The 25281-nt window shown below is 66.4% G+C and carries 20 protein-coding genes; 11 read left to right on the forward strand and 9 right to left on the reverse strand.

What is annotated here, in order from left to right; translation table 11 throughout:
* Positions 1-9: 9 nt before the first annotated feature.
* Positions 10-1278 carry an RsmB/NOP family class I SAM-dependent RNA methyltransferase gene (locus tag HWY45_RS05710; RefSeq protein ID WP_059884010.1) on the reverse strand — a complete coding sequence of 423 codons (1269 nt, stop codon included), beginning with the start codon at positions 1276-1278 and terminating at the stop codon, positions 10-12.
* A complete protein-coding gene (gene purN / locus HWY45_RS05715; protein ID WP_059559366.1) occupies positions 1275-1934 on the reverse strand; it encodes a phosphoribosylglycinamide formyltransferase in 660 nt (219 codons plus the stop codon). The genes HWY45_RS05710 and purN overlap by 4 nt, the downstream gene beginning before the upstream one ends.
* Before the next feature lie 119 nt (positions 1935-2053).
* Here purN and HWY45_RS05720 point away from each other — a divergent pair, with 119 nt between their 5' ends.
* From HWY45_RS05720 to dut, 5 genes are all read left to right on the forward strand, one after another.
* A complete protein-coding gene (locus tag HWY45_RS05720; RefSeq protein WP_059559371.1) occupies positions 2054-3046 on the forward strand; it encodes a bifunctional riboflavin kinase/FAD synthetase in 993 nt (330 codons plus the stop codon).
* Between the two features lie 101 nt (positions 3047-3147).
* Complete coding sequence (ileS, locus tag HWY45_RS05725) at positions 3148-5985, forward strand: isoleucine--tRNA ligase (protein ID WP_059884011.1); 2838 nt, start codon at positions 3148-3150, stop codon at positions 5983-5985.
* Positions 5986-5987: 2 nt separating this feature from the next.
* Complete coding sequence (gene lspA, locus HWY45_RS05730) at positions 5988-6488, forward strand: signal peptidase II (protein WP_059810697.1); 501 nt, start codon at positions 5988-5990, stop codon at positions 6486-6488.
* Between the two features lie 69 nt (positions 6489-6557).
* Positions 6558-7769: a bifunctional phosphopantothenoylcysteine decarboxylase/phosphopantothenate--cysteine ligase CoaBC gene (gene coaBC / locus HWY45_RS05735; RefSeq protein WP_059810696.1), complete on the forward strand. Its 1212-nt coding sequence runs from the start codon at positions 6558-6560 to the stop codon at positions 7767-7769.
* A gap of 70 nt (positions 7770-7839) precedes the next feature.
* The gene (gene dut, locus HWY45_RS05740) at positions 7840-8286 is read left to right on the forward strand and encodes a dUTP diphosphatase (RefSeq protein ID WP_059810695.1); all 447 of its coding nucleotides are present in this window, start codon (positions 7840-7842) and stop codon (positions 8284-8286) included.
* Between the two features lie 45 nt (positions 8287-8331).
* Here the strand turns inward: dut and HWY45_RS05745 are convergent, their stop codons facing one another.
* The 4 genes from HWY45_RS05745 to clpS form a co-directional block, all read right to left on the reverse strand.
* Positions 8332-9102, reverse strand: a complete 771-nt coding sequence (locus tag HWY45_RS05745) for a COG4705 family protein (RefSeq protein ID WP_059884012.1) — start codon at positions 9100-9102, stop codon at positions 8332-8334.
* Between the two features lie 126 nt (positions 9103-9228).
* A complete protein-coding gene (locus tag HWY45_RS05750) occupies positions 9229-10608 on the reverse strand; it encodes an amino acid permease (RefSeq protein WP_059810758.1) in 1380 nt (459 codons plus the stop codon).
* 105 nt (positions 10609-10713) lie between these two features.
* Positions 10714-13014 (reverse strand): ATP-dependent Clp protease ATP-binding subunit ClpA, encoded by a 2301-nt coding sequence (gene clpA, locus HWY45_RS05755; RefSeq protein ID WP_059559394.1) that lies wholly within the window; start codon positions 13012-13014, stop codon positions 10714-10716.
* The gene (gene clpS, locus HWY45_RS05760; RefSeq protein ID WP_006398529.1) at positions 13011-13325 is read right to left on the reverse strand and encodes an ATP-dependent Clp protease adapter ClpS; all 315 of its coding nucleotides are present in this window, start codon (positions 13323-13325) and stop codon (positions 13011-13013) included. Before clpS ends, clpA begins: the two co-directional genes overlap by 4 nt.
* A gap of 541 nt (positions 13326-13866) precedes the next feature.
* Between clpS and HWY45_RS05765 the strand changes: the two genes are divergently transcribed.
* Positions 13867-14070 (forward strand): cold-shock protein, encoded by a 204-nt coding sequence (locus HWY45_RS05765; RefSeq protein ID WP_004196460.1) that lies wholly within the window; start codon positions 13867-13869, stop codon positions 14068-14070.
* Positions 14071-14264: 194 nt separating this feature from the next.
* On the opposite strand, the gene HWY45_RS05770 is transcribed toward HWY45_RS05765, so the two are convergent.
* Complete coding sequence (locus HWY45_RS05770) at positions 14265-15869, reverse strand: multicopper oxidase family protein (RefSeq protein ID WP_150999015.1); 1605 nt, start codon at positions 15867-15869, stop codon at positions 14265-14267.
* An 877-nt stretch (positions 15870-16746) separates the two neighbouring features.
* On the opposite strand from HWY45_RS05770, the gene HWY45_RS05775 reads away from it, so the two are divergent.
* Positions 16747-16971, forward strand: coding sequence for a hypothetical protein (locus HWY45_RS05775; protein ID WP_059559403.1), 225 nt, complete (start codon positions 16747-16749; stop codon positions 16969-16971).
* Positions 16972-17055: 84 nt separating this feature from the next.
* Here the strand turns inward: HWY45_RS05775 and HWY45_RS05780 are convergent, their stop codons facing one another.
* Both HWY45_RS05780 and icd read right to left on the reverse strand, forming a co-directional pair.
* A complete protein-coding gene (locus HWY45_RS05780; RefSeq protein ID WP_059884014.1) occupies positions 17056-19284 on the reverse strand; it encodes an NADP-dependent isocitrate dehydrogenase in 2229 nt (742 codons plus the stop codon).
* A gap of 259 nt (positions 19285-19543) precedes the next feature.
* Positions 19544-20800: an NADP-dependent isocitrate dehydrogenase gene (icd, locus tag HWY45_RS05785; protein ID WP_059884015.1), complete on the reverse strand. Its 1257-nt coding sequence runs from the start codon at positions 20798-20800 to the stop codon at positions 19544-19546.
* A 275-nt stretch (positions 20801-21075) separates the two neighbouring features.
* On the opposite strand from icd, the gene HWY45_RS05790 reads away from it, so the two are divergent.
* From HWY45_RS05790 to fusA, 4 genes are all read left to right on the forward strand, one after another.
* Positions 21076-21654: a pseudouridine synthase gene (locus tag HWY45_RS05790; protein ID WP_059884016.1), complete on the forward strand. Its 579-nt coding sequence runs from the start codon at positions 21076-21078 to the stop codon at positions 21652-21654.
* 269 nt (positions 21655-21923) lie between these two features.
* The gene (locus tag HWY45_RS05795) at positions 21924-22148 is read left to right on the forward strand and encodes a hypothetical protein (protein ID WP_071733224.1); all 225 of its coding nucleotides are present in this window, start codon (positions 21924-21926) and stop codon (positions 22146-22148) included.
* A gap of 161 nt (positions 22149-22309) precedes the next feature.
* The gene (locus HWY45_RS05800) at positions 22310-22810 is read left to right on the forward strand and encodes a DUF192 domain-containing protein (RefSeq protein ID WP_059884017.1); all 501 of its coding nucleotides are present in this window, start codon (positions 22310-22312) and stop codon (positions 22808-22810) included.
* Between the two features lie 216 nt (positions 22811-23026).
* The gene (gene fusA / locus HWY45_RS05805; protein WP_059559422.1) at positions 23027-25141 is read left to right on the forward strand and encodes an elongation factor G; all 2115 of its coding nucleotides are present in this window, start codon (positions 23027-23029) and stop codon (positions 25139-25141) included.
* The last annotated feature ends 140 nt before the right edge of the window (positions 25142-25281 follow it).

Here is a 25281-nt window from a genome sequence, read left to right on the forward strand (position 1 = left end):
AACCCGCCGTTACTGCGGCTGCGCGCGCCGCTCGAGCACCGCGGCGAAGAAGCCGTCGGTCGCATGGCGGTGCGGCCACAGCGACAGGTAGTCGCCCGTCTCGAGCGCGATGCGCTGGTCGGCCAGCACCTTCTGCGCCGGCACGAGCACGAAGTCCGGGTGATCGGCGAGGAACTGGCCGACGATCGCCTCGTTCTCCGCGTCGAGCACGCTGCAGGTCGCGTACACGAGCCGCCCGCCCTTCTTCACGAGCCGCGCCGCGCTCGCGAGGATCGACGCCTGCTTCGGCGTGAGCTCGTCGATCGACGTGCGCGACTGGCGCCACTTCAGGTCCGGATTGCGGCGCAGCGTGCCGAGGCCGCTGCACGGCGCATCGACCAGCACGCGGTCGATCTTGCCGGCGAGCCGCTTGATCTTCGCGTCGTGCTCGCTGTCGATCAGCACCGGGTTCACGTTCGACAGCCCGCTGCGCGCGAGGCGCGGCTTCAGCTTCGCGAGGCGCTTTTCCGACACGTCGAACGCGTACAGGCGCCCGGTCGAGCGCATCATCGCGCCGAGCGCGAGCGTCTTGCCGCCCGCGCCCGCGCAGAAATCGACGACCATCTCGCCGCGGCGCGGCGCGACGAGCGAGCACAGCAGCTGGCTGCCCTCGTCCTGCACCTCGATCAGGCCTTCCTCGAACAGCTTGAGCTTGGTCAGCGCGGGCTTGCCGACGACCCGCACGCCGTACGGCGCGAACGGCGTCGCGCCGGCGTCGATGCCGTTCGCGCGCAGCGCGTCGACCACCTGGTCGCGGGTCGCCTTCTGCGCATTCGCGCGCAGGTCGAGCGGCGCCGGATAGTTGAGCGCCGCGGCGAGCTGCGCGAGCTCCTCCGCGTCGAAGCGCGTCGCGAGCGCCTGCTGGATCCACTCCGGCAGGTTCGTGCGGATCCGCACCGGCAGGCTCGCCGGGTCGATCTTCGACACGTGCTCGAGCCACGCGGCCTCGGCGTCGGACAGGAACGGCTTCAGCGCATTGCGGCCGACCGTCTGCATCAGGCCGAGCAGCGTGAGCCGCCGCGCCGGGCTGCCCGAGCCGCTCTCGGCGAGGTGCGCAAACTCCATCTTGCGGCGCAGCACCGCGAACACCGCCTCGGCGATCACGCCGCGCTCCGCGTGCCCGAGCTTCGGGTGGGCCCGGAAGAACCGGCTCGTCGTCGCATCGGCCGGGCCGGCGAACTTCAGGACCTCGGCGAGCAAGGTTTCGGTCTGGCCGATCAGGAATCCATGCAGCTTCATACACCCTCGCTCGTGTTGGGTTGTTCGTCCGAGAAAATCCAGCGCGCCTCCTCCGGCGCGACCACCGCGCGGCCGGCGTCGAGGCGCAGGCGCCCGTCGACGAACCAGCGCACCGCGCGCGGATACAGCACGTGCTCGAGCGCCAGCACGCGCTGCGCGAGCGCGGCCGCGTCGTCGCCCGCGCGCACGGGCACCGCGCCCTGCGCGACGATCGCGCCGCTGTCGAGTTCGGGGATGACGAAGTGCACGGTCGCGCCGTGCAGCGCGCAGCCTGCGTCGAGCGCCGCCTGGTGCGTATGGATGCCCTTGAAGCTCGGCAGCAGCGACGGGTGGATGTTCAGCATCCGCCCCTCGTATCGTCTGACGAATGCCGGCGTGAGAATCCGCATGAAGCCGGCGAGGATCACGAGATCGGGCGCGAAGCGGTCGATCTCGTCGGCCAGCGCCGCGTCGAAGCTGTCGCGGCCGTCGAACGACCGGTGGTCGACCACGGCGGTCGCAATTCCGTGCGACGCCGCGAAAGCAAGGCCGGCCGCATCCGGCCGGTTGGCGATCACGGCGGCAACCTGGGCCGGCCACCGTTCCTGCGCGCACGCGCGGACGATGGCTTCCATGTTGCTGCCGCGACCGGAAATCAAGATGACGAGTTTTTTCATCCGCGAATTTTACCATTCGGCCTCGCGTTTCCCGCCGGCTGAGCCGCCTGCCCGCCCGAACGTTTATAATCTTCTGCTTTGCGGCATCCATCCGCCCATTCCCCGACGCTGCAGCTATCGTGAAAGTCTTCCGCGGCCTGCCCAACGCCGAAAGCCGCGCCCCGTGCGCGCTGACGATCGGCAACTTCGACGGTGTCCATCGCGGCCACCAGGCCCTGCTCGCGCGCGTGCGCGCGGCGGCGGACGCGCGCGGCCTGCCCGTCTGCGTGATGACCTTCGAGCCGCACCCGCGGGAATTCTTCAATCCGGCCGGCGCGCCGCCGCGCATCGCGATGCTGCGCGACAAGCTCGAGGCGCTGCGCGAGCACGGCGTCGACCGGGTCGTGGTCGAGCACTTCAACCATACGTTCGCGAGCCAGTCGCCTGAGACGTTCGTCGAGCGCACGCTCGTCAATGGGCTGCACACGCGCTGGATGATGGTCGGCGACGATTTCTGCTACGGCGCGAAGCGCGCCGGCACGTTCGATACGCTGAAGGCGGCCGGCGAGCAGTACGGCTTCGAGGTCGAGCAGATGGGCACGGTCGCCGGCAGCGACGGCACGCGCATCTCGAGCTCCGGCGTGCGCGCCGCGCTCGCGGCGGGCGATCTCGCCGCGGCCGCGCAGGCGCTCGGCCACGGCTACGCGATCAGCGGCCACGTCACGCACGGCCTGAAGCTCGGCCGCGACCTCGGTTTCCCCACGCTGAACCTGCCGATCGCGCACAAGCGGCCGGCGCTGATGGGCATCTTCGTCGTCCAGGTGCACGGCCTCGCCGACACCCCGCTGCCCGGCGTCGCGAGCCTCGGCCTGCGCCCGACCGTCGTCGATTCGGGCCGCGTGCTGCTCGAAGTCCACCTGCTCGACTGGCACGGCGACGCATACGGCAAGCTGGTGCGCGTCGAGTTCCTGCAGAAGCTGCGCGACGAGGCGAAGTTCGACGATCTCGAAGCGCTGTCGCGCGCGATCGCGCAGGACGTCGCGAACGCCCGCGCGTATTTCGCCGCGCGCGACCACGCGCCCGGCAGCCGCACGACCGGCTTCTCGACGTCGGCCACCGACCGAATTAGCTGACCCCGCCGGCGGCGCGATGCGCCGCACCCCGGCGCCGCCGATGCGCGCGCTCACCCGATTCACGACGCCCGAGCGTCTCCCGATTTGATAGCGATCTCATCATGAGCAACAAGAAAGCCGATTCGAAACCGCAGGCCAAGTATCCGGTCAACCTGCTCGACACGCCGTTCCCGATGCGCGGCGACCTGCCGAAGCGCGAGCCGCAGTGGGTCAAGGAATGGGAAGCGCGCGGCATCTACGAGAAGATCCGCGCGGCCAGCCAGGGCCGGCCGAAGTTCATCCTGCACGACGGCCCGCCGTATGCGAACGGCGACATCCACCTCGGCCACGCGGTGAACAAGATCCTGAAGGACATCGTCGTCAAGTCGCGCAACATGGCCGGCTTCGACGCGCCGTACGTGCCGGGCTGGGATTGCCACGGGATGCCGATCGAGATCCAGATCGAGAAGCAGTTCGGCAAGTCGCTGCCGGCGGCCGAAGTGATGACCAAGGCGCGCGCGTACGCGACCGAGCAGATCGAGAAGCAGAAAGGCGGCTTCAAGCGGCTCGGCGTGCTCGGCGATTGGGCCAACCCGTACAAGACGATGAACTTCGTCAACGAGGCGGAGGAAATCCGCGCGCTCGGCAAGATCATCGAGAAGGGCTACGTGTATCGCGGCCTGAAGCCGGTGAACTGGTGCTTCGACTGCGGCTCGGCGCTCGCCGAGGCGGAAGTCGAATACAAGGACCGCACCGACCCGACGATCGACGTGATGTTCCCGTTCGCGGAGCCGGAAAAGACCGCGCAGGCGTTCGGCCTGGCCGCGCTGCCGCGCCCCGAGGGCGGCATCGTGATCTGGACCACCACGCCGTGGACGATCCCGGCGAACCAGGCGCTCAACCTGCATCCGGAGATCGTCTACGCGCTCGTCGACACCGAGCGCGGCCTGCTGATCATCGCGGAAGAGCGCGTCGCCGCGTGCATGGAAGAGTTCAAGCTGACCGGCCGCGTCGTCGCGACGACACTCGGCGAGAAGCTCGTCAACCTGCGCTTCCACCACCCGCTCGCCGCGGCCCACCCCGGCTACAAGCGCACGTCGCCCGTCTATCTCGGCGACTACGTGACGACCGACACCGGCACCGGCGTCGTGCACTCGTCGCCCGCCTACGGCGTCGAGGATTTCATGTCGTGCAAGGCGCACGGCATGACCGACGCGGACTTCATCAACCCCGTGCTGGGCGACGGCCGCTACAGCGAATCGCTGCCGCTGTTCGGCGGCCTGACGATCTGGGACGCGAACCCGAAGATCGTCGAGGCGCTGAACGCGGCCGGCACGCTGCTGCGCAACGAGAAGTACACGCACAGCTACATGCACTGCTGGCGCCACAAGACGCCGATCATCTATCGCGCGACGTCGCAGTGGTTCGCGGGCATGGACGTGACGCCGCGCGACGGCGGCGCGACGCTGCGCGAAACCGCGCTCGCGGGCGTGGACGCAACGGCGTTCTACCCGTCGTGGGGCAAGCAGCGCCTGCACAGCATGATCGAGAACCGTCCTGACTGGACGCTGTCGCGCCAGCGCCAGTGGGGCGTGCCGATGGCGTTCTTCGTGCACAAGGAAACCGGCGAGCTGCATCCGCGCACGCTCGAGCTGCTGGAAGAAGTCGCGAAGCGCGTCGAGCAGTCGGGCATCGAGGCGTGGCAGTCGCTCGATCCGCGCGAGCTGATCGGCGACGACGCGAACCTGTACGAGAAGAACCGCGACACGCTCGACGTGTGGTTCGACTCGGGCACGACGCACTGGCATGTGCTGCGCGGCTCGCACAAGGATCAGCTGCAGTTCCCGGCCGACCTGTACCTCGAAGGCTCGGACCAGCACCGCGGCTGGTTCCACTCGTCGCTGCTGACCGCGTCGATGCTCGACGGCCGCGCGCCGTACAAGGGCCTGCTCACGCACGGCTTCACGGTCGACGGCGAAGGCCGCAAGATGAGCAAGTCGCTCGGCAACGGCATCGATCCGCACGAAGTCGCGAACCGTCTCGGCGCGGAAATCATCCGCCTGTGGATCGCGTCGACCGACTACTCGGGCGAGCTCGCGATCTCCGAGGAAATCCTGAAGCGCGTGACGGAAGGCTATCGCCGCATCCGCAACACGCTGCGCTTCCTGCTCGCGAACCTGTCCGACTTCGACTACGCGCAGCATGCGCTGCCGGTCGGCGAGTGGCTCGAGATCGACCGTTACGCGGTCGCCTTCTCCACGCAGCTGCAGACCGAACTGCTCGCGCACTACGAGAAGTACGAATTCCACCCGGTCGTCGCGAAGCTGCAGACGTACTGCTCGGAAGATCTCGGCGGCTTCTACCTCGACGTGCTGAAGGACCGCCTGTACACGAGCGCGCCGGATTCGACCGCGCGCCGTTCCGCGCAGACGGCGCTCTATCACCTGACGCAGGGCCTGCTGCGCGTGCTCGCGCCGTTCCTGTCGTTCACCGCCGAGGAAGCATGGAAGGTGTTCCAGCCGGCGAGCGACACGATCTTCACGGAAACGTACTACGCGTATCCGGAAGTCGCCGACGCCGGCGCGCTGGTCGCCAAGTGGACGCTGCTGCGCGACGTGCGCGGCAACGTGACGAAGGCGCTCGAGGAAGCCCGCACCGCGAACCGCATCGGCTCGTCGCTGCAGGCGGAAGTGACGGTGCACGCGAGCGGCGCGCGCTACGACGCGCTCGCGAGCCTCGCCGACGATCTCAAGTTCGTGCTGATCACGTCGGCCGCGACGGTCGTCAAGGTCGACGACGAAGCGCAGGAAGGCGTCGACGTGGCCGCCTCGAAGTACCAGAAGTGCGAGCGCTGCTGGCACTACCGCGAGGACGTCGGCGCGCATGCCGATCACCCGACGCTGTGCGGCCGCTGCTTCTCGAACCTGTTTGAAAACGGCGAAACCCGGAGCGCGGCGTAACCATGGCGAAAACCCTGTCGAAATCGACCGGCGGCGCACTGGCGCCGTGGCTCGGCATTTCGCTGATCGTCATCCTGTTCGATCAGCTGACGAAGATCGCGATCCTGAAGACCTTCGCATACGGCGCGCAGCATGCGCTGACGTCGTTCTTCAATCTCGTGCTGGTCTACAACCAGGGCGCGGCGTTCGGCTTTCTCGCGACCGCCGGCGGCTGGCAGCGCTGGGCGTTCACCGCGCTCGGCATCGGCGCGACGCTCGTGATCTGCTACCTGCTGAAGCGCCACGGCCAGCAGCGCCTGTTCAGCCTGTCGCTCGCGCTGATCCTCGGCGGCGCGCTCGGCAACGTGATCGACCGTCTCGTCTACGGCCACGTGATCGACTTCCTCGACTTCCACGTCGGCGCCTGGCATTTCCCGGCGTTCAACCTTGCCGATTCGGCGATCACGGTCGGCGCGGTGCTGCTGATCTACGACGAGCTGCGTCGCGTGCGCGGCGCGCGCTAAGCGCGCATACTCTGCGTCGACGGCCGGCCGCGCGCCGGCCGTCCTGATCGATCCCTTCGGAGGCCCGCGTTGGCACACGCAGAACTCGCAGGAAAACATCTCGTCCTCGGCCTGACGGGCGGCATCGCCTGCTACAAGATCGCCGAGCTCACCCGCCTGCTCACCAAGGCCGGCGCGACCGTGCAGGTCGCGATGACGGAAGCCGCGACCCAGTTCATCACGCCCGTCACGATGCAGGCGCTGTCCGGCCGGCCCGTCTACACGAGCCAGTGGGACGCGCGCATCGACAACAACATGGCGCACATCGACCTGTCGCGCGAAGCCGACGCGATCGTCATCGCGCCCGCGTCGACCGACTTCCTCGCGAAGCTCGCGCACGGGTTCGCGGACGACCTGCTGTCGACGCTGTGCGTCGCCCGCGATTGCCCGCTGCTCGTCGTGCCCGCGATGAACCGCCAGATGTGGCAGAACCCGGCCACGCAGCGCAACGTCGCGCAGCTGCGCGCCGACGGCGTGTCGGTGCTCGGCCCCGACTCCGGCGCGCAGGCGTGCGGCGAGATCGGCGACGGCCGCATGCTCGAGCCGGAAGCGATCTACGAGGCGATCGTCGCGCACTTCCAGCCGAAGCGGCTCGCTCACCGGCGCGTGCTGATCACGGCCGGCCCGACGTTCGAGCCGCTCGACCCCGTGCGCGGGCTGACCAACCGCTCGAGCGGCAAGATGGGCTTCGCGCTCGCGCGCGCGGCGCAGCAGGCCGGCGCGGAGGTGCACCTGATCGCCGGCCCGGTCGGCCTCGCGACGCCGTGGGGCGTCTACCGCGAGGACGTGCAGACCGCGCAGCAAATGTACGACGCGGTCATGAACGCGGTGCCCGACGCCGACATCTTCATCGCGGTAGCCGCGGTGGCCGACTGGCGCGCGGCGCAGCCGGCCGAGCACAAGATGAAGAAGACCGCCGACCGCAAGATGCCCGAGCTGACGTTCGTCGAGAACCCGGACATCCTCGCGACGGTCGCGGCCCTCCCCGATCCGCCGTTCTGTGTCGGCTTCGCGGCGGAAAGCGGCGATCTCGACGTGCACGGCGACGAGAAGCGCAAGCGCAAGAACGTGCCGCTGCTCGTCGGCAACCTCGGCCCGCAGACGTTCGGCCGCGACGACAACGAAGTCGCGCTGTTCGACGCGGCCGGCATCACGTGCCTGCCGCGCGCGCCGAAGGACGCACTCGCGCACGTGCTCGTCGACGAAATCGCGAAGCGCCTGCCCGACAACAGCCTGATCTGACCGCCTCATCCGACGCACGCGCGGCGGCCTGTGTGCCGCCGCGCCTTTTTCCCAGCGATTCGACGACCGAATGAAACTCGACCTGAAGATTCTCGACGCGCGCATGCGCGATTACCTGCCCGCCTACGCGACGACCGGCAGCGCGGGCCTCGACCTGCGTGCGTGCCTCGATGCGCCGCTCACGCTGAAGCCGGGCGAGACCGCGCTCGTGCCGACCGGCCTCGCGATCCATCTCGCCGACCCGGGCTACGCGGCGCTGATCCTGCCGCGCTCGGGCCTCGGCCACAAGCACGGCATCGTGCTCGGCAACCTGGTCGGCCTGATCGACTCCGACTACCAGGGCCAGTTGATGATCTCGACGTGGAACCGCGGCCAGACGGAGTTCGTGCTGAACCCGTTCGAACGCCTCGCGCAGCTCGTGATCGTGCCGGTCGTGCAGGCGCAGTTCAACATCGTCGACGACTTCGCCGAAAGCGATCGCGGCGCGGGCGGCTTCGGCAGCACGGGCCGTCACTGAACGACGCAAGGGGCCTCGCGGCCCCTTTCTTTTTTCCGCTCGCCGTCACTCCCCGACGGGCTGCGCGATACGCGCGGGCGACAGGTCGCGCCGCCGCGCCTGTGTGACGCTCGCGTAGATCACCAGCGCGACCAGCACGCCCAGCAGCACGGCCGACGAACCGATCGTGCCGAGCGCGAGGCCGCCCTTCGCGACCGGCTTCGTCAGTAGGTCGCCGACCGTCGCGCCGAACGGGCGCGTGAGCACGAACGCGGCCCAGAACAGGAACACGCCCGAGATTCGCGTGAAATAGTGCGCCAGCACGATCGCCACGAGCAGGCCACCGATCAGCAGCGCGCCGCCCGCGAAACCGAGGCCCGAACTGTCTGCGAGGAAATCGCCGAGCGCGGTGCCAAGCGTGTTCGAGAACAGGATCGCGATCCAGTACAGCAGCTCGACCTTGCGCGTCCGGATTTCGTCCACCGACAGCGATTCGCCCGTCAGGCGCCAGATCGCGAAGATGCCGAGCAGGACCGCGACGAGAATCGACGAGCCGGCCGCGTAGCCGAGGCCGAGCGTGCGGTCCATGAAATCGGACATCGTCGTGCCGGCCGTGCTCGTCGCGACGATCACCGCCCAGTAGATGGCCGGGCGATAGCCCGTGGTCCTGAGCTGCGCGCCGAGCGTGACGAGAAAGAAGCCGAACAGCAGGATCGAGCTGGCCGCGTAGCCGACGTTCAGCGTCATCGACAGCAGGTCGCCGCCGGTTTCGCCGAGCGTGGTCGCGCAGATCTTCATGATCCAGAACGCGAGCGTGATTTCGGGAAGTTTGTTCATTCGCACCCCTTTGCGGAAAGGCAGCGAGGCGGCGCGCCGCCTCGCAGATGGGATCGAATGTAGTCGTCGCCGGCTTAACGGAACCTTAGCAAACGTGAAAGACGGCGCGGTGGGGCGGCTGCCCCGTCAACGCGCGTGCTGGTGCCGATAGTGCAGCGCGTACGCGACCATCAGCAGCACGCCGAACGCGACGCCGACCACCATCGTCATCCGGAATTCGCGCGTGAATGCGGTCGTGAGCAGGATCGCCGCGACGAGCCCCGCGCCGAGCAGGCTGCCGAACGGGTGCCCCCACATGCGAAACGCGAGCGCGGGGCCGCGATACCGCGCACGGAAGCGCAGGTGCGTGACGAAGATCATCAGCCAGGTGAACAGCGCGCCGAACATCGCGATCGCCATCATCACGGTGAACGCCGTGTCGGGCGCCAGCGCAACCAGCACGGCCGCGACCGCGACGCCGCTCGTCGAGATCCACAGCGCCGCGCGCGGCACGCCGTTCGCGCCGAGCCGGCCGAACACGGCCGGCGCGAGCCGCGCGCGCGACAGGCTGAACATCATCCGCGTCGTCACGTAGAGCTGGCTGTTCATCGCGGACAGCGCCGCGATCAGCAGCACGAAGTTGATCACGCCCGCCGCATACGGCACGTGCGTCGCGGCCATCACCTTCACGAACGGGCTCTCGTCGGTGCCGGCCTGGGTCCACGGCACGATCGCGAGCATCAACGACAGCGTCAGCAGATAGAACAGCACGAGGCGGAACACCGTCGAGCGGAATGCGCGCGTGACCGCGTGCTGCGGATCGCGCGCTTCGCCCGCCGCGATCGCGACGGCCTCGATGCTCATGTAGCTGAAGATCGCGACGATCACCGCGACCCACGTTCCCCACGGCCCCTTCGGCAGGAAGCCCCCGTGCGCGGTGTAGTTCGCGAAGCCGATTCCGGACGCGGCCGGCGCCGACCAGACGAGATACGCGCCGAGCACGATGAACACGACGATCGCCGCGATCTTCAGCAGCGAGAACGCGTATTCGACCGAGCCGTACAACGTGACGCTCGCGAGGTTCACGGCGATCAGCAGCGCGGAGAAGCCGATCACCCAGTACCAGCCGGGCACCGCCGGAAACCAGTACTTCATGAACACGGCGATCGCGCTGATCTCGGTGCCGATCGCGAACACCACTGCGAACCAGTACGCGTAGCGCACGAGGAAGCCCGCCAGCGGGCCGACGTAATGCTCCGCATACGCGCCGAACGAACCGGCCGTCGGGTGCGCGACGGTCATTTCCGCGAGCGCCCCCATCAGCAGCAGCGCGATCAGCGCACCGATCGCATACGAAACGAGCACGCTCGGGCCCGCGAGCCCGATCGCGAACCCGCTGCCGAGAAACAGCCCCGTGCCGATCGCGCCGCCGATCGCGATCATCGCCATCTGCCCCGACGACAGCGCGTGGCGCAACCCTTGCTCGCGCTCGACGATGCTGTCGAACGACCGTTGTTGTTGTGTCACAGCCTTGCCACTCCCCTGCACCACCATTGCGCGCCGCCGGCGCCGGATAAAACGAAACGGCGCGGAAAACTTCCCGCGCCGTTCGCATGAACCGCCGATTATCGCTTATTCGACTTCGACCGCCTCTTCGTTCGGCTTGTGCGGCGGATTCGCCAGCTTGTCGAACGACAGCTGCACCTTGTCGTTTTCGTCCACGTCGACCGTCACGTGACCGCCGTTCACCAGCTTGCCGAACAGCAATTCGTCGGCCAGCGCGCGACGGATCGTGTCCTGGATCAGCCGCTGCATCGGCCGCGCGCCCATCAGCGGGTCGAAGCCGTGCTTCGCGAGATGCTTGCGCAGCGCGTCGGTGAAGAGCGCGTCGACCTTCTTCTCGTGCAGCTGTTCCTCGAGCTGGATCAGGAACTTGTCGACCACGCGCATGATGATTTCCTCATCGAGCGAGCGGAAGCTGATGATCGAGTCGAGACGGTTGCGGAACTCCGGCGTGAACAGGCGCTTGATGTCGACCATTTCGTCGCCGGTTTCGCGGCGCGTGGTGAAACCGATCGTCGCCTTCTGCATCGACTCGGCGCCCGCGTTCGTCGTCATGATGATGATGACGTTGCGGAAATCCGCCTTGCGGCCGTTGTTGTCCGTCAGCGTGCCGTGGTCCATCACCTGCAGCAGCACGTTGAAGATGTCCGGATGCGCCTTCTCGATCTCGTCGAGCAGCAGCACGCAGTGCGGCTTCTTCGTGACGGCTTCGGTCAGCAGGCCGCCCTGGTCGAACCCGACATAGCCCGGCGGCGCGCCGATCAGGCGGCTCACCGCGTGACGCTCCATGTATTCCGACATGTCGAAGCGAATCAGCTCGATGCCCAGCGTGAACGCGAGCTGGCGCGCCACTTCGGTCTTGCCGACGCCCGTCGGGCCGGAGAACAGGAACGCGCCGATCGGCTTGTCCATCTTGCCGAGGCCCGCGCGCGCCATCTTGATCGATGCCGCGAGCGCGTCGATCGCCGGATCCTGGCCGAACACGACGCTCTTCAGGTCGCGATCGAGCGTCTGCAGCTTGCTGCGGTCGTCCTGCGACACGCTCTGCGCCGGCACCCGCGCGATCTTCGAGATGATTTCCTCGATCTCGCTCTTGCCGATCGTCTTCTTCTGCTTCGACTTCGGCAGGATGCGCTGCGCGGCGCCCGCTTCGTCGATCACGTCGATCGCCTTGTCCGGCAGGTGACGGTCGGTGATGAAGCGTGCCGACAGCTCCGCCGCGGCCGACAGCGCGCCCGACGAATACTTGACGCCGTGATGCTCCTCGAAGCGCGACTTCAGGCCGCGCAGGATCGCGACCGTCTGCTCGACGGTCGGCTCGGTCACGTCGACCTTCTGGAAGCGCCGCGACAACGCCGCATCCTTTTCGAAGATGCCGCGATATTCGGTGAACGTCGTCGCGCCAATGCACTTGAGCGTGCCCGACGACAGCGCCGGCTTCAGCAGGTTCGACGCATCGAGCGTGCCGCCCGACGCCGCGCCGGCGCCGATCAGCGTGTGGATCTCGTCGATGAACAGGATCGCGTGCGGGCGCTCCTTCAGTTCCTTCAGCACCGTCTTCAGACGCTGCTCGAAATCGCCGCGATACTTGGTGCCCGCCAGCAGCGCGCCCATGTCGAGCGAATAGACCTGCGCGTTCGCGAGGATGTCCGGCACCTCGCCGCGCGTGATGCGGTAGGCGAGGCCTTCCGCGATCGCGGTCTTGCCGACGCCGGCCTCGCCGACGAGCAGCGGATTGTTCTTGCGGCGGCGGCACAGCACCTGCACGACGCGCTCGACCTCGGACTCGCGCCCGATCAGCGGATCGATGCGGCCGTCCTTCGCCATCTGGTTCAGGTTCTGCGTGAACTGCGCGAGCGGGGTTTCCTTCTGCGCATTCGCGTCCTCGCTCTCGGCGTTCGCGTCGCTCGCCTTCGCGGCCTCGCCGCTGTTGGTCTTCGCGATGCCGTGCGAGATGAAGTTGACGACGTCGAGGCGCGTCACGCCCTGCTGCTGCAGGTAGTAGACCGCGTGGGAATCCTTTTCGCCGAAGATCGCGACCAGCACGTTCGCGCCGGTCACTTCCTTCTTGCCGTTCGACGTCGACTGGACGTGCATGATCGCGCGCTGGATCACGCGCTGGAAACCGAGCGTCGGCTGCGTGTCGACGTCGTCGGTGCCCGGAACGGTAGGCGTGTTGTCGTGGATGAAATTGCGCAGGTTCTGGCGCAGGTCCTCGATGTTCGCCGCGCAAGCGCGCAACACCTCGGCCGCCGTCGGATTATCCAGCAGGGCCAGCAGCAGATGCTCGACTGTTATGAACTCATGGCGCGCCTGGCGTGCTTCCATGAACGCCATGTGCAGGCTGACTTCCAATTCCTGGGCAATCATGCTTCCTCCATCACGCACTGCAGCGGATGCCCGGCCTGCCGCGCATGGGTAACGACTTGCTCAACCTTGGTCGACGCGATGTCCCGCGTGTAGACCCCACAAACCCCTCGCCCTTCGCGATGGACCTTCAGCATGATCTGCGTGGCCGTCTCGCGATCCTTCTTGAAATACTCCTGCACGACCATCACGACGAATTCCATCGGCGTGAAGTCGTCGTTGAGCAGCACCACCTTGTACATCGAAGGCGGCTTCAGCTTCTGCTGCTTGCGTTCCAGGACGGTACTGTCCTGCTTGTCCGGGATAATCGCCATACACCCATTCTAAACAACTCGGACAGGCCCGCAATCCTGCCATTACCCGACCGACCGGCCGGCGCCCTCCCCGGAACCCCGGAAACTCGCATGTGCTCTCGCGCCATACGAAAGCCGGCTGCGGTGCCGGCTTTCACGCGTGGCGCGGGACACGTTCCGTCACGGAGAATCGCACCGCGACGTCGCGTCCGCACCAGTATCCCACAAGCCGGGACGGCTCGAACGCGTGTCACTCGAGCCTGGTATATGAGCCGATTATGCGACTTTTCAAGTCCGCGCGCTTGCCGCGTTGCGATTCGGCAAAGCCGGAAAAACCCTGAAAATGGGTTCTTTACAACGTCCCCCTATACGTCTAAAAATTCACTTGACACTCCAATAAAGAGCGCCAACAATCAAGCTGGCACTTTTTTAGATTTGCCTGAACGGCGAAGCATGAAAGGCCGAGGTGAGCTTGTGAGGGGGGAACGGCTGCATTTTCCGGTCGTTTAGCTTTTCGAGCGTGCTCGTGGTAAGTAGCGACTGTGTGACAGGGGAAGTAGGTATGGCAACTGGTATTGTCAAATGGTTCAATGACGCGAAGGGCTTCGGTTTCATCACCCCCGACGAGGGCGGTGAGGATCTGTTCGCACACTTCTCGGCCATCAACATGCAGGGCTTCAAGACCCTGAAGGAAGGCCAGAAGGTCAGCTTCGAGGTCGTTCAAGGACCGAAAGGCAAGCAGGCTTCGAATATCCAAGCTGCCTGAGGGCAATGGATTTCGAATGAGGAAACCCGGCTAAATGCCGGGTTTTCTTTTTTGCAGTCGGCAAACGATCTTTCGATCGGCCGCTTCGATTGGCCGCTTCTTTCGTCCAATCGCAATACATGGCCGCAGATTGTATTGGCGAGCGTGCAGATCGGCATCGCACGCCCGCATGCCGCCGAATCGCGGATGGCGCGTCACACGACTTTCAGCGTGCCCATCATGCCGAGATCCTCGTGCTCGAGGATGTGGCAATGAAACATGCGTTCGCCGCGCGTGTCCTGCGTGGTGACGAACGTGACGGTTTCCCCGCTGCGGACGTTCACGGTATCGCGCCATGCGCGGAACGGCTCCGGCGTGCGCGTGCCGTTCGACGCGCGCTCGATCACCTGGAACTGCGTGCCGTGCAGGTGGAACGGGTGATCCATGTCGGTCTCGTTGCGGATCGTCCAGCGCTCGACGTCGCCCGCGCGGCTCGTCAGCGTCGCACGGTGCGGCGCGTAGGTGTCGCCGTTGATCGTAAAGCGCATGCCCGCGGGCCGGCCGTGCGCCGGTGCCGCCATCATCGCGTCCATGTCCATTTCCTCGCCGAACGCGACCGTCTTGTCCGCGACCGGCTTGCCGAGCGCGGGCACCGCGCGCAACGTCGCGGGCACCGGGCGCGCGGCGGCCGGCGCAAAGGCGACATCGGCGAGCGGCAGCGCCGGGTCCGGCGGCAGGCTGCCGTGTCCGTCGTCCGACATCGCCATCTTGCGCCGGTCGTACTCGGCCGCGACCAGCACCGCGCGCGAGGCGCGGTCGCCCGCGCGCATCAGCAGCTCCGCACGCTCGCCCGGCGCGAGCAGCAGCGACGTGACGCGGCGCGGCACCTCGAGCAGCCCGCCGTCGGTGCCGGCGTGCTCGAACGCGCGGCCGTCGTCGAACGCGAGCCGCAGATAGCGCGCACTGCACGCATTCCACACACGCCAGCGCTCGTCGCCGGCCACGTCGATGCGCGGCCTGCGCGCACCGTTGACCAGCACGAACTGGCCTTCGCGGCCGTTCATCCAGTCCATCATGTCGTTCGGCGGAATCGTGCCGTCGCGCGCGAGCTTCAGGTCGGACACGAACAGGTTGCGCTCCGGCCAGCTGGCCAGCGGATCGTCCGCTGCGCGCACGACGAACGGCCCCGCGAGCCCGCGGAACACCTGCTCGGCCGTCATCATGTGCGGATGCGGGTGGTACCAGTAGGTGCCCGCGCTGCCCTTCGGCAATGTGAAGCGATAGACGTGCGACGCGCCCGGCGCAACCGGGTCGGACGGGTTGCCGTCCTGGTCCGGCGGCACCGGCAGGCCGTGCCAGTGAATCGTCGACGGCTGCGGCAGCCGGTTCACGAACCGGATCTCGACCGTGTCGCCCTCGCGGACATCGATCAGCGGCCCGACGACCGGCCCCTGCGCACCGTCGCCGAACTGCCAGAACGTCGTCGGTCGCGCACCGCGCAGCAGCGGTCGCGCGACCGGCTGCGCGACGAGCGTCGCGCGGAACGTCCCGGGCTCGCGGCTTTCGTTCGCGAGCATGCGCAGCGGTGCGAGCGGCGCGCCGGCCGGCAGCGCGTCGGCGGCCGCGAGCGGCGCCGGACGCGCGGCCGATGCGTGCTTCCCGTGCTGTCCATGGGACATGCCGGCCATGCCGGGCATGTCGTCCATCTGCTCCATGCCGGCCATGCCCGCGTGGCCCGCGTGCTGCGCCCATGCGCTGCGCGCGACCAGCGACGCGACGGCAACGCCGACGGCGCGCGACAGGAAGGTTCTGCGTATCATCAATCGTTCCTCGTTCTTGACGGTTTTTGTCCGGAAGGCCCTGCGGAGCGGGATTGCCGGTGGGCGGCGGGCCATGCCGGGCGGATGCGCCGCTCGCCTGGCTGGCGGCGGATAAGCGCGCATCCGCGCGCGCATCGCAGGCCGGCGTCACCCGGCTAGCGCCGACCGGATGATCAGGCGGCGCGCGGCGTCTTTCGATCGCACGCTTCTTCGAATAGAGCGACGACTCGAGGTCGGCGGCCCCCGCTGGTCGGGCGAACGCGCTCGAACACAGTCGAACGCATTGGCAGCGTAACCCGCAACATCATAACCGGACGTCTGTCCCGTAAATCGGTGGCTGCAGCCGGGCGGCCAAACGTCGCATGCGTGCCCAGGATCGATGCGAAGGTCCGCCCGCCTCCCCGTGCGGACCATTCGCCGTCGATCCGGCGACCGCTTCCCGCCCCGAACGACGAAAATCGCCGCATCCGCCGCGATCACACAGCACGTCCGTTGGCCGAACGCGCGTCGGCTTTCCGCTACCCGGTCAACCCAATCTCAAAAATTTCACGATGTGGAACAAGTCCCTGCCTTCTGAAAATTCGTGGTGCAGGGCACAAATTTTCTGTTTCGCGATGCCGAAAATCGTTCCGCAATACAAAACGACAGAAATAATCGATTGTTTTTAAAAGAGAATTTTTGTTTCGAGCAGCGCATCCAGGTGCACCATCCGACTGGGTCGCGGACGTAGACTTTGTTCCATGCACTGGCGACACGCAGCGAGGTTCGAAACGCACCGGCGACGAACCCGACGCAGCAGCCGCCAGACCAGAGCCTGCCGGACCGGCGGGCGGCGCCAGGAAATCGAATCGCGTGTAATCGGAAAGGGAGAACGGAAATGAAAGGATTTCGCTTTGGTTCAGCGCTCGGGTCGTTCTACATCCTGCCGGGCAACGGCGGCTGGGAAGCGACGTTCGGCAACGCACTGCTCGGCGCGTTCTCGAGCCCCGAGCATGCCGCGGACCACATCTCCCGCGGCGACTGCCCGCAACTGTCCGAACTGGACACGGCAACCCTCGAGGTGCCGCACGAAATCGCCGAATGGGAAATCGTCCACGTGTGAATGACGGCCCTGCAACGAAAAACGCCCCGCGCGTGCGGGGCGTTTTTCTTTTCGGGCGGCCGTGATGCCGTGCCGCGCGCGTCGTCAGGCGACGGCGTCGACGATGCCGTTCAGCGTCGCGCTCGGGCGCATCGCCTGGCTCGTCAGCTCGACGTTCGGGCGATAGTAGCCGCCGATGGCCACCGGCTTGCCCTGCGCCGCGCCCAGTTCCTCGAGGATGCGCGCCTCGCTGTCGCCCAGCGCCTTCGCGATGCCGGCGAACTGCGCCTGCAGCGCCGCGTCGTCGGTCTGGGCGGCGAGTGCCTGCGCCCAGTACAGGCACAGGTAGAAGTGGCTGCCACGGTTGTCGAGGCCACCGACCTTGCGCGCCGGCGACTTGTTCTCGTCGAGGAACTTGCCGGTCGCCTGGTCGAGCGTCTTCGCGAGCACGACCGCCTTCGGGTTCTGGTACGCGTGGCCGAGGTGCTCGAGCGACGCCGCGAGCGCGAGGAATTCGCCGAGCGAATCCCAGCGCAGGAAGCCCTCTTCGACGAACTGCTGCACGTGCTTCGGCGCGGAGCCGCCTGCGCCCGTCTCGAACATCCCGCCGCCCGCCATCAGCGGCACGATCGACAGCATCTTCGCGCTGGTGCCGAGTTCCATGATCGGGAACAGGTCGGTCAGGTAGTCACGCAGCACGTTGCCCGTCACCGAAATCGTGTCCTGGCCCGCGCGGATGCGCTCGAGCGAGAAACGAGTCGCGTCGACCGGCGTCATGATGCGGATGTCGAGGCCGTTCGTGTCGTGATCCTTCAGGTAGCGCTCGACCTTTGCAATCACCTGCGCGTCGTGCGCACGGGCCGGATCGAGCCAGAACACGGCCGGTGCGCCGGTCGCGCGCGCGCGGTTCACCGCGAGCTTGACCCAGTCCTGCACCGGTGCGTCCTTGGTCTGGCACATGCGCCAGATGTCGCCCGCCTCGACCGTGTGCTCGAGCAGCACGTTGCCCGCTTCGTCGGTGACGCGCACGACGCCGTCCGCCGGAATCTGGAACGTCTTGTCGTGCGAACCGTATTCTTCGGCCGCCTGCGCCATCAGGCCGACGTTCGGCACGCTGCCCATCGTGACCGGGTCGAATGCGCCGTGCTGCTTGCAATCCTCGATCACGGCCTGGTAGACGCCCGCGTAGCAGCGGTCCGGAATCACGGCCTTTGCGTCGTACAGCTCGCCGTCCGGGCCCCACATGCAGCCCGACTCGCGGATCATCGCCGGCATCGATGCGTCGACGATCACGTCGCTCGGCACGTGCAGGTTCGTGATGCCCTTGTCCGAGTTGACCATCGCGAGGCGCGGGCGCACCGCGTATTCGGCCTTGATGTCGGCCTCGATCGCTTCACGCGTGTCGGCCGGCAGATCCTTCAGGCGCGCGTACAGGTCGCCGATGCCGTTGTTCGGGTTGAAGCCGGCCTGCGCGAGCACGTCCGCGTGCTTCGCGAGCGCGTCGCGGTAGAACACCGACACGAAATGGCCGAACAGGATCGGATCGGAGACCTTCATCATGGTCGCCTTCAGGTGCACCGAGAACAGCACGCCCTGCGCCTTCGCATCGGCGATCTGCGCTTCGATGAAGCTGCGCAGCGCGTTCTTGCTCATCACCGACGCGTCGATGATCTCGCCCGCCTTGACGGCCGTCTTTTCCTTCAGCACCTTCTTCGCGCCGTCGGTCGTCGTCAGCTCGATCTTCACGCTGCCGGCATCGGCGATCAGCGCCGACTTCTCGCTGCCGTAGAAGTCGCCTTCGCTCATGTGCGCGACGTGCGCCTTCGACGTGGCCTGCCATGCGCCCATCTTGTGCGGGTGCTTGCGTGCGTAGTTCTTGACCGACAGCGGCGCGCGGCGATCGGAGTTGCCTTCGCGCAGCACGGGGTTCACCGCGCTGCCCTTGATCTTGTCGTAGCGGGCCTTGACGGCCTTCTCTTCGTCGGTCGACGGCTCTTCCGGGTAGGCCGGCAGTGCGTAGCCCTGCGCCTGAAGTTCGGCGATCGCGGCCTTCAGCTGCGGCACCGATGCGCTGATGTTCGGCAGCTTGATGATGTTCGCTTCCGGCTTCAGCGTGAGCTGGCCCAGCTCGGCCAGATCGTCAGAACCCTTCTGCGCGGGCGGCAGGACGTCCGCGAACGCGGCGATGATGCGGCCGGCGAGCGAGATGTCGCGCGTCTCGACGGCGACGCCGGACGAGCGCGTGAAGGCCTTGACGATCGGCAGCAGCGAATAGGTCGCGAGCGCGGGCGCTTCGTCGGTGAGGGTGTAGATGATCTTGGGCGAAGTGGACATGGTCGATGCGTTGCTACGTGAATATTGGAACTGAAGATCGCCGGCGGTAACCGGCGGAGGGGTGACCGGATCGGTCGCGAATGGGCGCCGCGGCGGCTCAGCCGGGCGGCGGTGTTGCGAGGGCCGTCATGTTCTACCTTGCAGGGCATGCGGGCCGCATGCCGGACCGCCCTGCCAAACCTGCCATTCACAAGACGCCCCGGCGCCGGCAGTGGGCGCCGGGGCGGCCGGACCTGCGCCGGCCCGCCCCGCAAGGGGCTTACATGTTCTCGATCAGCACTTCACCGAAGCCCGAGCACGACACCTGCGTCGCGCCTTCCATCAGGCGCGCGAAGTCGTACGTGACGCGCTTCTGCAGGATCGACTTCTCCATCGCGGCGATGATCGTGTCCGCCGCTTCCGTCCAGCCGAGATGGCGCAGCATCATTTCCGCCGACAGGATCTCGGAACCCGGGTTCACGTAATCCTTGCCGGCGTACTTCGGCGCGGTGCCGTGGGTCGCCTCGAACATCGCGACCGAATCCGACAGGTTCGCGCCCGGCGCGATGCCGATGCCGCCGACCTGCGCAGCCAGCGCGTCGGAGATGTAGTCGCCGTTCAGGTTCAGCGTCGCGATCACGTCGTATTCGGCCGGGCGCAGCAGGATCTGCTGCAGGAACGCATCGGCGATCGAATCCTTGATGACGATCTCGTTGCCCGTCTTCGGGTTCTTCACGCGCATCCACGGGCCGCCGTCGATCAGCTCGCCGCCGAACTCCTTCTGCGCGAGCGCGTAGCCGGCGTCACGGAACAGGCCTTCCGTGAACTTCATGATGTTGCCCTTGTGCACCAGCGTGACCGACTTGCGGTCGTTGTCGATCGCATACTGGATCGCCTTGCGCACGAGACGCTCGGTGCCTTCGGTCGACACGGGCTTCACGCCGATCCCCGAGGTTTCCGGGAAGCGGATCTTCTTCACGCCCATCTCGTCCTGCAGGAACTGGATGACCTTCTTCGCCTGCTCGGAGCCCGCCGCCCATTCGATGCCCGCGTAGATGTCTTCCGAGTTCTCGCGGAAGATCACCATGTCGATCTTTTGCGGCTCGCGCACCGGCGACGGCACGCCCTTGAAGTACTGCACCGGGCGCAGGCACACGTAGAGGTCGAGTTCCTGGCGCAGCGCGACGTTCAGCGAGCGGATCCCGCCGCCGACCGGGGTCGTCAGCGGCCCCTTGATCGACACGACGTATTCCTTCAGCACCTGCAGCGTCTCGTCCGGCAGCCACACGTCGGGGCCGTAGACCTTGGTCGCCTTCTCGCCCGCGTAGATCTCCATCCAGTGGATCTTGCGCTTGCCCTTGTACGCCCGCTCGACCGCCGCATCGACGACCTTGATCATGACCGGGGTGATATCGAAGCCCGTACCGTCGCCTTCGATATAGGGAATGATCGGCTGCTCGGATACGTTGAGCGAGAAATCCTTGTTGACGGTGATCTTGTCACCGCCCTCCGGAACCTTGATGTGCTGATACGGCATGATCGACTCCAGTGACGTGGCTGAGCAGGTAATTCTGGTCGAAGCTGCGCGCGCACGGGAACGCGGTGACGCCACTCCCGTGAGGGCTACAGCGAGCCGCTATTCTAGCGCCCCAATCGGGGGCGGCGGCGCGAACCGCGGCGCTGCGTATCAAGTCTCCCCTTATGTCTTATATAAGACAGATGACTTGCCGTTCCGTATTATGCATTAAGATTCCGCCATTTGCCATAGACCGTCCGGTGCGCCCCCGGCCCGACGGGCACGCCCCAGCCGCCATGACCCTGATCGCCCTCAACAAGCCGTTCGGTACGATTTGCCAGTTTTCCGCGCACGAGTCGCGGCCGTCGCTCGGCGACTGGGTAAAAACGCCCGGCGTCTATGCGGCCGGCCGGCTCGACGCGGACAGCGAGGGGCTGCTGCTGCTCACCGACGACGGCGCGTTGCAGGCGCGCATCGCCGAGCCGCGCCACAAGCTCGTGAAGCGCTACTGGGCGCAGGTCGACGGCGCGCCGGGCCCCGCCGACCTGAAGGCGCTCGCGCGCGGCGTCGATCTCGGCGACTACGTGACGCGCCCGTGCCGCGCCGAATTCATCGAGCCGCCGCACGCGCTGTGGCCGCGCACCCCGCCGATCCGCTACCGCGCGGCGATCCCGACCACCTGGATCGAACTCGCGATCACCGAAGGCAAGAACCGCCAGGTGCGCCGGATGACCGCGGCGGTCGGCTTCCCGACCTTGCGCCTCGTCCGCGTCGGCATCGGTGCGCTGGACATATTCGCGCTCGGCATTGCGCCCGGAGAAACAATCGAGTTGCCGCCGCGTGCGCCCTGGGACGGTTTCGCGCGCATCGAATGACATTTGCGTGATGCGTGAATTTTTTCGTCAACCACCTGCGAAGATCGCGCGTTAAACCACGCAGATGCCATCCTGAGCTATCCGGCATTGGCGCCAGAATCGCGTTTGCGTCACGAAAGCGACGTTTTTCTCGAATACGATTCGGCGCCCGCAGCGCAATGAGAAATTTCTCGAAGCGTCTGTCAACCGAAAGGTGGATGGCACCGTTAGACGTCATGACTCCTATGCCGGGTCATTTGGTTAATTAACTAAAAGCTGAGGAACACAACATGAACAAACTGATCGCCGCTCTGGTCGCTGGCCTCTTCGCAACGGCAGCTTTCGCACAAGCTTCGGCACCGGCAGCTGCTCCGGCAGCTCCGGCAGCAGAAAAGGCAGAAGCTGCTTCGGCACCGGCGAAGAAGGCTGCTAAGAAGCACCACGCAAAGAAGCACCACGCTTCGAAGAAGGCTGCTGCTAGCGCCGCTGAAGCACCGGCTGCTGCTTCGAACTAAGCAGGCAAGCTGTAAAAATAACGCAGTCAAGAACACGTAGTTGCCGTTCTTACGGCGTTGAAAGGCAGGTCACCGCAAGGCGATCTGCCTTTTTCTTTTTTGTGCCCGCCGGTGCGCTTCGCGTACCATGCGGGTCTTGCTTTTCCGAAAGGAGCCCTGCTGTGCGATTCTCCCTGCGCTCGTCGTTCGGCCGCCTTGCGCGCGCCGCCATGTTTCCCGTCGCGTTCGCCGTCGCCGCGCTCGGCATGCAAGCCGCGCTCGCGCAGATGCCGCCCGGCGCCAAGCAGCCGAGCGAGTTCCCGCACGTCAAGCTGCGCGCAGGCATGTACGTGATCGACGCGGCCGTCGCCGCCAACGACGCCGATCGCGAACAGGGGCTGATGTACCGCTCGCAGCTCGCGCCGAACGAAGGGATGCTGTTCGTGTTCAACGAGAACGCCGTGCACTGCTTCTGGATGAAGAACACGCTGATCCCGCTGTCGATCGCGTTCATCCGCGCGGACGGCACGGTCACCGACATCGACGAGATGCAGGCCGAGACGACCAGCAACCACTGCCCGCGCAACAACGGCGTCTATGCGCTCGAGATGTCCAAGGGCTGGTTCGCGGCGAAGGGCATCAAGCCCGGCATGAAGATCGAAGGGCTGCCGAAGCCGCAGTGACGGCACCCGCCGCGGCGCGACGCCGCGCGTGCCCACCGGCCGGCCGCCTCGCGCGCCGGCTTTTTTTTCGTCCGCCGGCCGCGCGCGGACCTTGAATGCGCGCCGGTGGTCCGCATCTGCAAAAGCCACATACAAGCGCTATGCTTTAAATCTCGCTTGATCCACCCCGGGCCGGCGCAGCCGGCCGGATTTTGACCCGAACCACTGGAGGTTCACGTGCCCCGCAAAACCCCCATCGAGCGCTATCGCAATATCGGGATCAGCGCTCACATCGATGCCGGCAAAACCACGACTACCGAACGCATCCTGTTCTATACCGGCGTGAGCCACAAGATCGGCGAAGTGCACGACGGTGCGGCCACGATGGACTGGATGGAGCAGGAGCAGGAGCGCGGCATCACGATCACGTCGGCCGCGACGACCGCATTCTGGAAGGGCATGGCCGGCAATTATCCGGAACACCGGATCAACATCATCGACACCCCCGGGCACGTCGACTTCACGATCGAGGTCGAACGCTCGATGCGCGTGCTCGACGGCGCGTGCATGGTGTACGACTCGGTCGGCGGCGTGCAGCCGCAGTCCGAAACCGTGTGGCGCCAGGCGAACAAGTACAAGGTGCCGCGCATCGCGTTCGTCAACAAAATGGACCGCGTCGGCGCCGACTTCTTCCGCGTGCAGCGGCAGATCGGCGATCGCCTGAAGGGCGTCGCCGTGCCGATCCAGATTCCGATCGGCGCGGAGGATCATTTCCAGGGCGTCGTCGATCTCGTCAAGATGAAGGCGATCCTCTGGGACGACGAAAGCCAGGGCGTGAAGTTCACGTACGAGGACATCCCCGCGAACCTGGTCGAGCTCGCGCACGAATGGCGCGAGAAGATGGTCGAGGCCGCGGCCGAAGCCAGCGAGGAACTGCTCGAGAAGTATCTGCACGACCATGAATCGCTGACCGAGGACGAGATCAAGGCCGCGCTGCGCAAGCGCACGATCGCCAACGAGATCGTGCCGATGCTGTGCGGCAGCGCGTTCAAGAACAAGGGCGTGCAGGCGATGCTCGACGCGGTGATCGACTACCTGCCGTCGCCCGTCGACGTGCCCGCGATCCTCGGCCACACGCTCGACGACCAGCAAGCGGAACGTCATCCGAGCGACGACGAGCCGTTCTCCGCGCTCGCGTTCAAGATCATGACCGACCCGTTCGTCGGCCAGCTGATCTTCTTCCGCGTGTATTCGGGCGTCGTCGAATCGGGCAACACGGTGCTGAACCCGACCAAGGACAAGAAGGAACGGCTCGGCCGGATCCTGCAGATGCACGCGAACGAGCGCAAGGAAATCAAGGAAGTGCGCGCGGGCGACATCGCGGCCGCGGTCGGCCTGAAGGAAGCGACGACGGGCGACACGCTGTGCGATCCGGCCAAGCCGATCATCCTCGAGAAGATGGAGTTCCCGGAGCCCGTGATCTCGCAGGCGGTCGAGCCGAAGACCAAGGCCGACCAGGAGAAGATGGGCCTCGCGCTGAACCGCCTCGCGCAGGAAGATCCGTCGTTCCGCGTGCAGACCGACGAAGAGTCCGGCCAGACGATCATTTCGGGGATGGGCGAGCTCCACCTCGAAATCCTGGTCGACCGGATGAAGCGCGAGTTCGGCGTCGAGGCGACGGTCGGCAAGCCGCAGGTCGCGTATCGCGAAACGGTGCGCACGAAGGCAGAGGACGTCGAGGGCAAGTTCGTCAAGCAGTCGGGCGGCCGCGGCCAGTACGGCCACGCGGTGGTCACGCTCGAGCCGAACCCCGGCAAGGGCTACGAGTTCCTCGACGAGATCAAGGGCGGCGTGATTCCGCGCGAATTCATCCCGGCCGTCGACAAGGGCATCACCGAAACGCTGAAGAGCGGCGTGCTCGCGGGCTATCCGGTCGTCGACGTGAAGGTGCATCTGACCTTCGGCTCGTATCACGACGTCGACTCGAACGAAAACGCGTTCCGCATGGCCGGCTCGATGGCGTTCAAGGAAGCGATGCGCCGCGCGAAGCCGGTGCTGCTCGAGCCGATGATGGCGGTCGAGGTCGAGACGCCCGAGGATTTCATGGGCAACGTGATGGGCGACCTGTCGAGCCGGCGCGGCATCGTGCAGGGGATGGAGGACATTGCGGGCGGCGGCGGCAAGCTCGTGCGCGCTGAGGTGCCGCTCGCCGAGATGTTCGGCTATTCGACGTCGCTGCGTTCGGCGACGCAGGGCCGCGCGACCTACACGATGGAGTTCAAGCACTACGCCGAAACGCCGGCGAACGTGTCGGAAGCGGTGATCAACGCGAAGCGCGTCGATTCGAAGTAAGCGCCCGCCGCGCCAGCGGCATGCAGGGCCCGTCCGTTCGCGGACGGGCCTTTTTCATTGGCGCGCCGCATTTTTGACCGGATGCCGCGATGTTTTTGCCCGTGCCACAATCCACGGCAATCCCTCATATGAATTCACGC

Source organism: Burkholderia stagnalis (assembly GCF_902830275.1).
Lineage (GTDB): Bacteria > Pseudomonadota > Gammaproteobacteria > Burkholderiales > Burkholderiaceae > Burkholderia > Burkholderia stagnalis.

What these genes read in the sequence shown, in the direction of transcription:
- HWY45_RS05710 (WP_059884010.1), bottom strand. Translation starts at nt 1,278, where the DNA reads ATGAAGCTGCATGGATTCCTGATCGGCCAGACCGAAACCTTGCTCGCC.
- purN (WP_059559366.1), bottom strand. Translation starts at nt 1,934, where the DNA reads ATGAAAAAACTCGTCATCTTGATTTCCGGTCGCGGCAGCAACATGGAA.
- ileS (WP_059884011.1), top strand. Translation starts at nt 3,148, where the DNA reads ATGAGCAACAAGAAAGCCGATTCGAAACCGCAGGCCAAGTATCCGGTC.
- lspA (WP_059810697.1), top strand. Translation starts at nt 5,988, where the DNA reads ATGGCGAAAACCCTGTCGAAATCGACCGGCGGCGCACTGGCGCCGTGG.
- dut (WP_059810695.1), top strand. Translation starts at nt 7,840, where the DNA reads ATGAAACTCGACCTGAAGATTCTCGACGCGCGCATGCGCGATTACCTG.
- HWY45_RS05745 (WP_059884012.1), bottom strand. Translation starts at nt 9,102, where the DNA reads ATGAACAAACTTCCCGAAATCACGCTCGCGTTCTGGATCATGAAGATC.
- clpA (WP_059559394.1), bottom strand. Translation starts at nt 13,014, where the DNA reads ATGATTGCCCAGGAATTGGAAGTCAGCCTGCACATGGCGTTCATGGAA.
- clpS (WP_006398529.1), bottom strand. Translation starts at nt 13,325, where the DNA reads ATGGCGATTATCCCGGACAAGCAGGACAGTACCGTCCTGGAACGCAAG.
- HWY45_RS05765 (WP_004196460.1), top strand. Translation starts at nt 13,867, where the DNA reads ATGGCAACTGGTATTGTCAAATGGTTCAATGACGCGAAGGGCTTCGGT.
- HWY45_RS05770 (WP_150999015.1), bottom strand. Translation starts at nt 15,869, where the DNA reads ATGATACGCAGAACCTTCCTGTCGCGCGCCGTCGGCGTTGCCGTCGCG.
- HWY45_RS05775 (WP_059559403.1), top strand. Translation starts at nt 16,747, where the DNA reads ATGAAAGGATTTCGCTTTGGTTCAGCGCTCGGGTCGTTCTACATCCTG.
- HWY45_RS05780 (WP_059884014.1), bottom strand. Translation starts at nt 19,284, where the DNA reads ATGTCCACTTCGCCCAAGATCATCTACACCCTCACCGACGAAGCGCCC.
- icd (WP_059884015.1), bottom strand. Translation starts at nt 20,800, where the DNA reads ATGCCGTATCAGCACATCAAGGTTCCGGAGGGCGGTGACAAGATCACC.
- HWY45_RS05790 (WP_059884016.1), top strand. Translation starts at nt 21,076, where the DNA reads ATGACCCTGATCGCCCTCAACAAGCCGTTCGGTACGATTTGCCAGTTT.
- HWY45_RS05795 (WP_071733224.1), top strand. Translation starts at nt 21,924, where the DNA reads ATGAACAAACTGATCGCCGCTCTGGTCGCTGGCCTCTTCGCAACGGCA.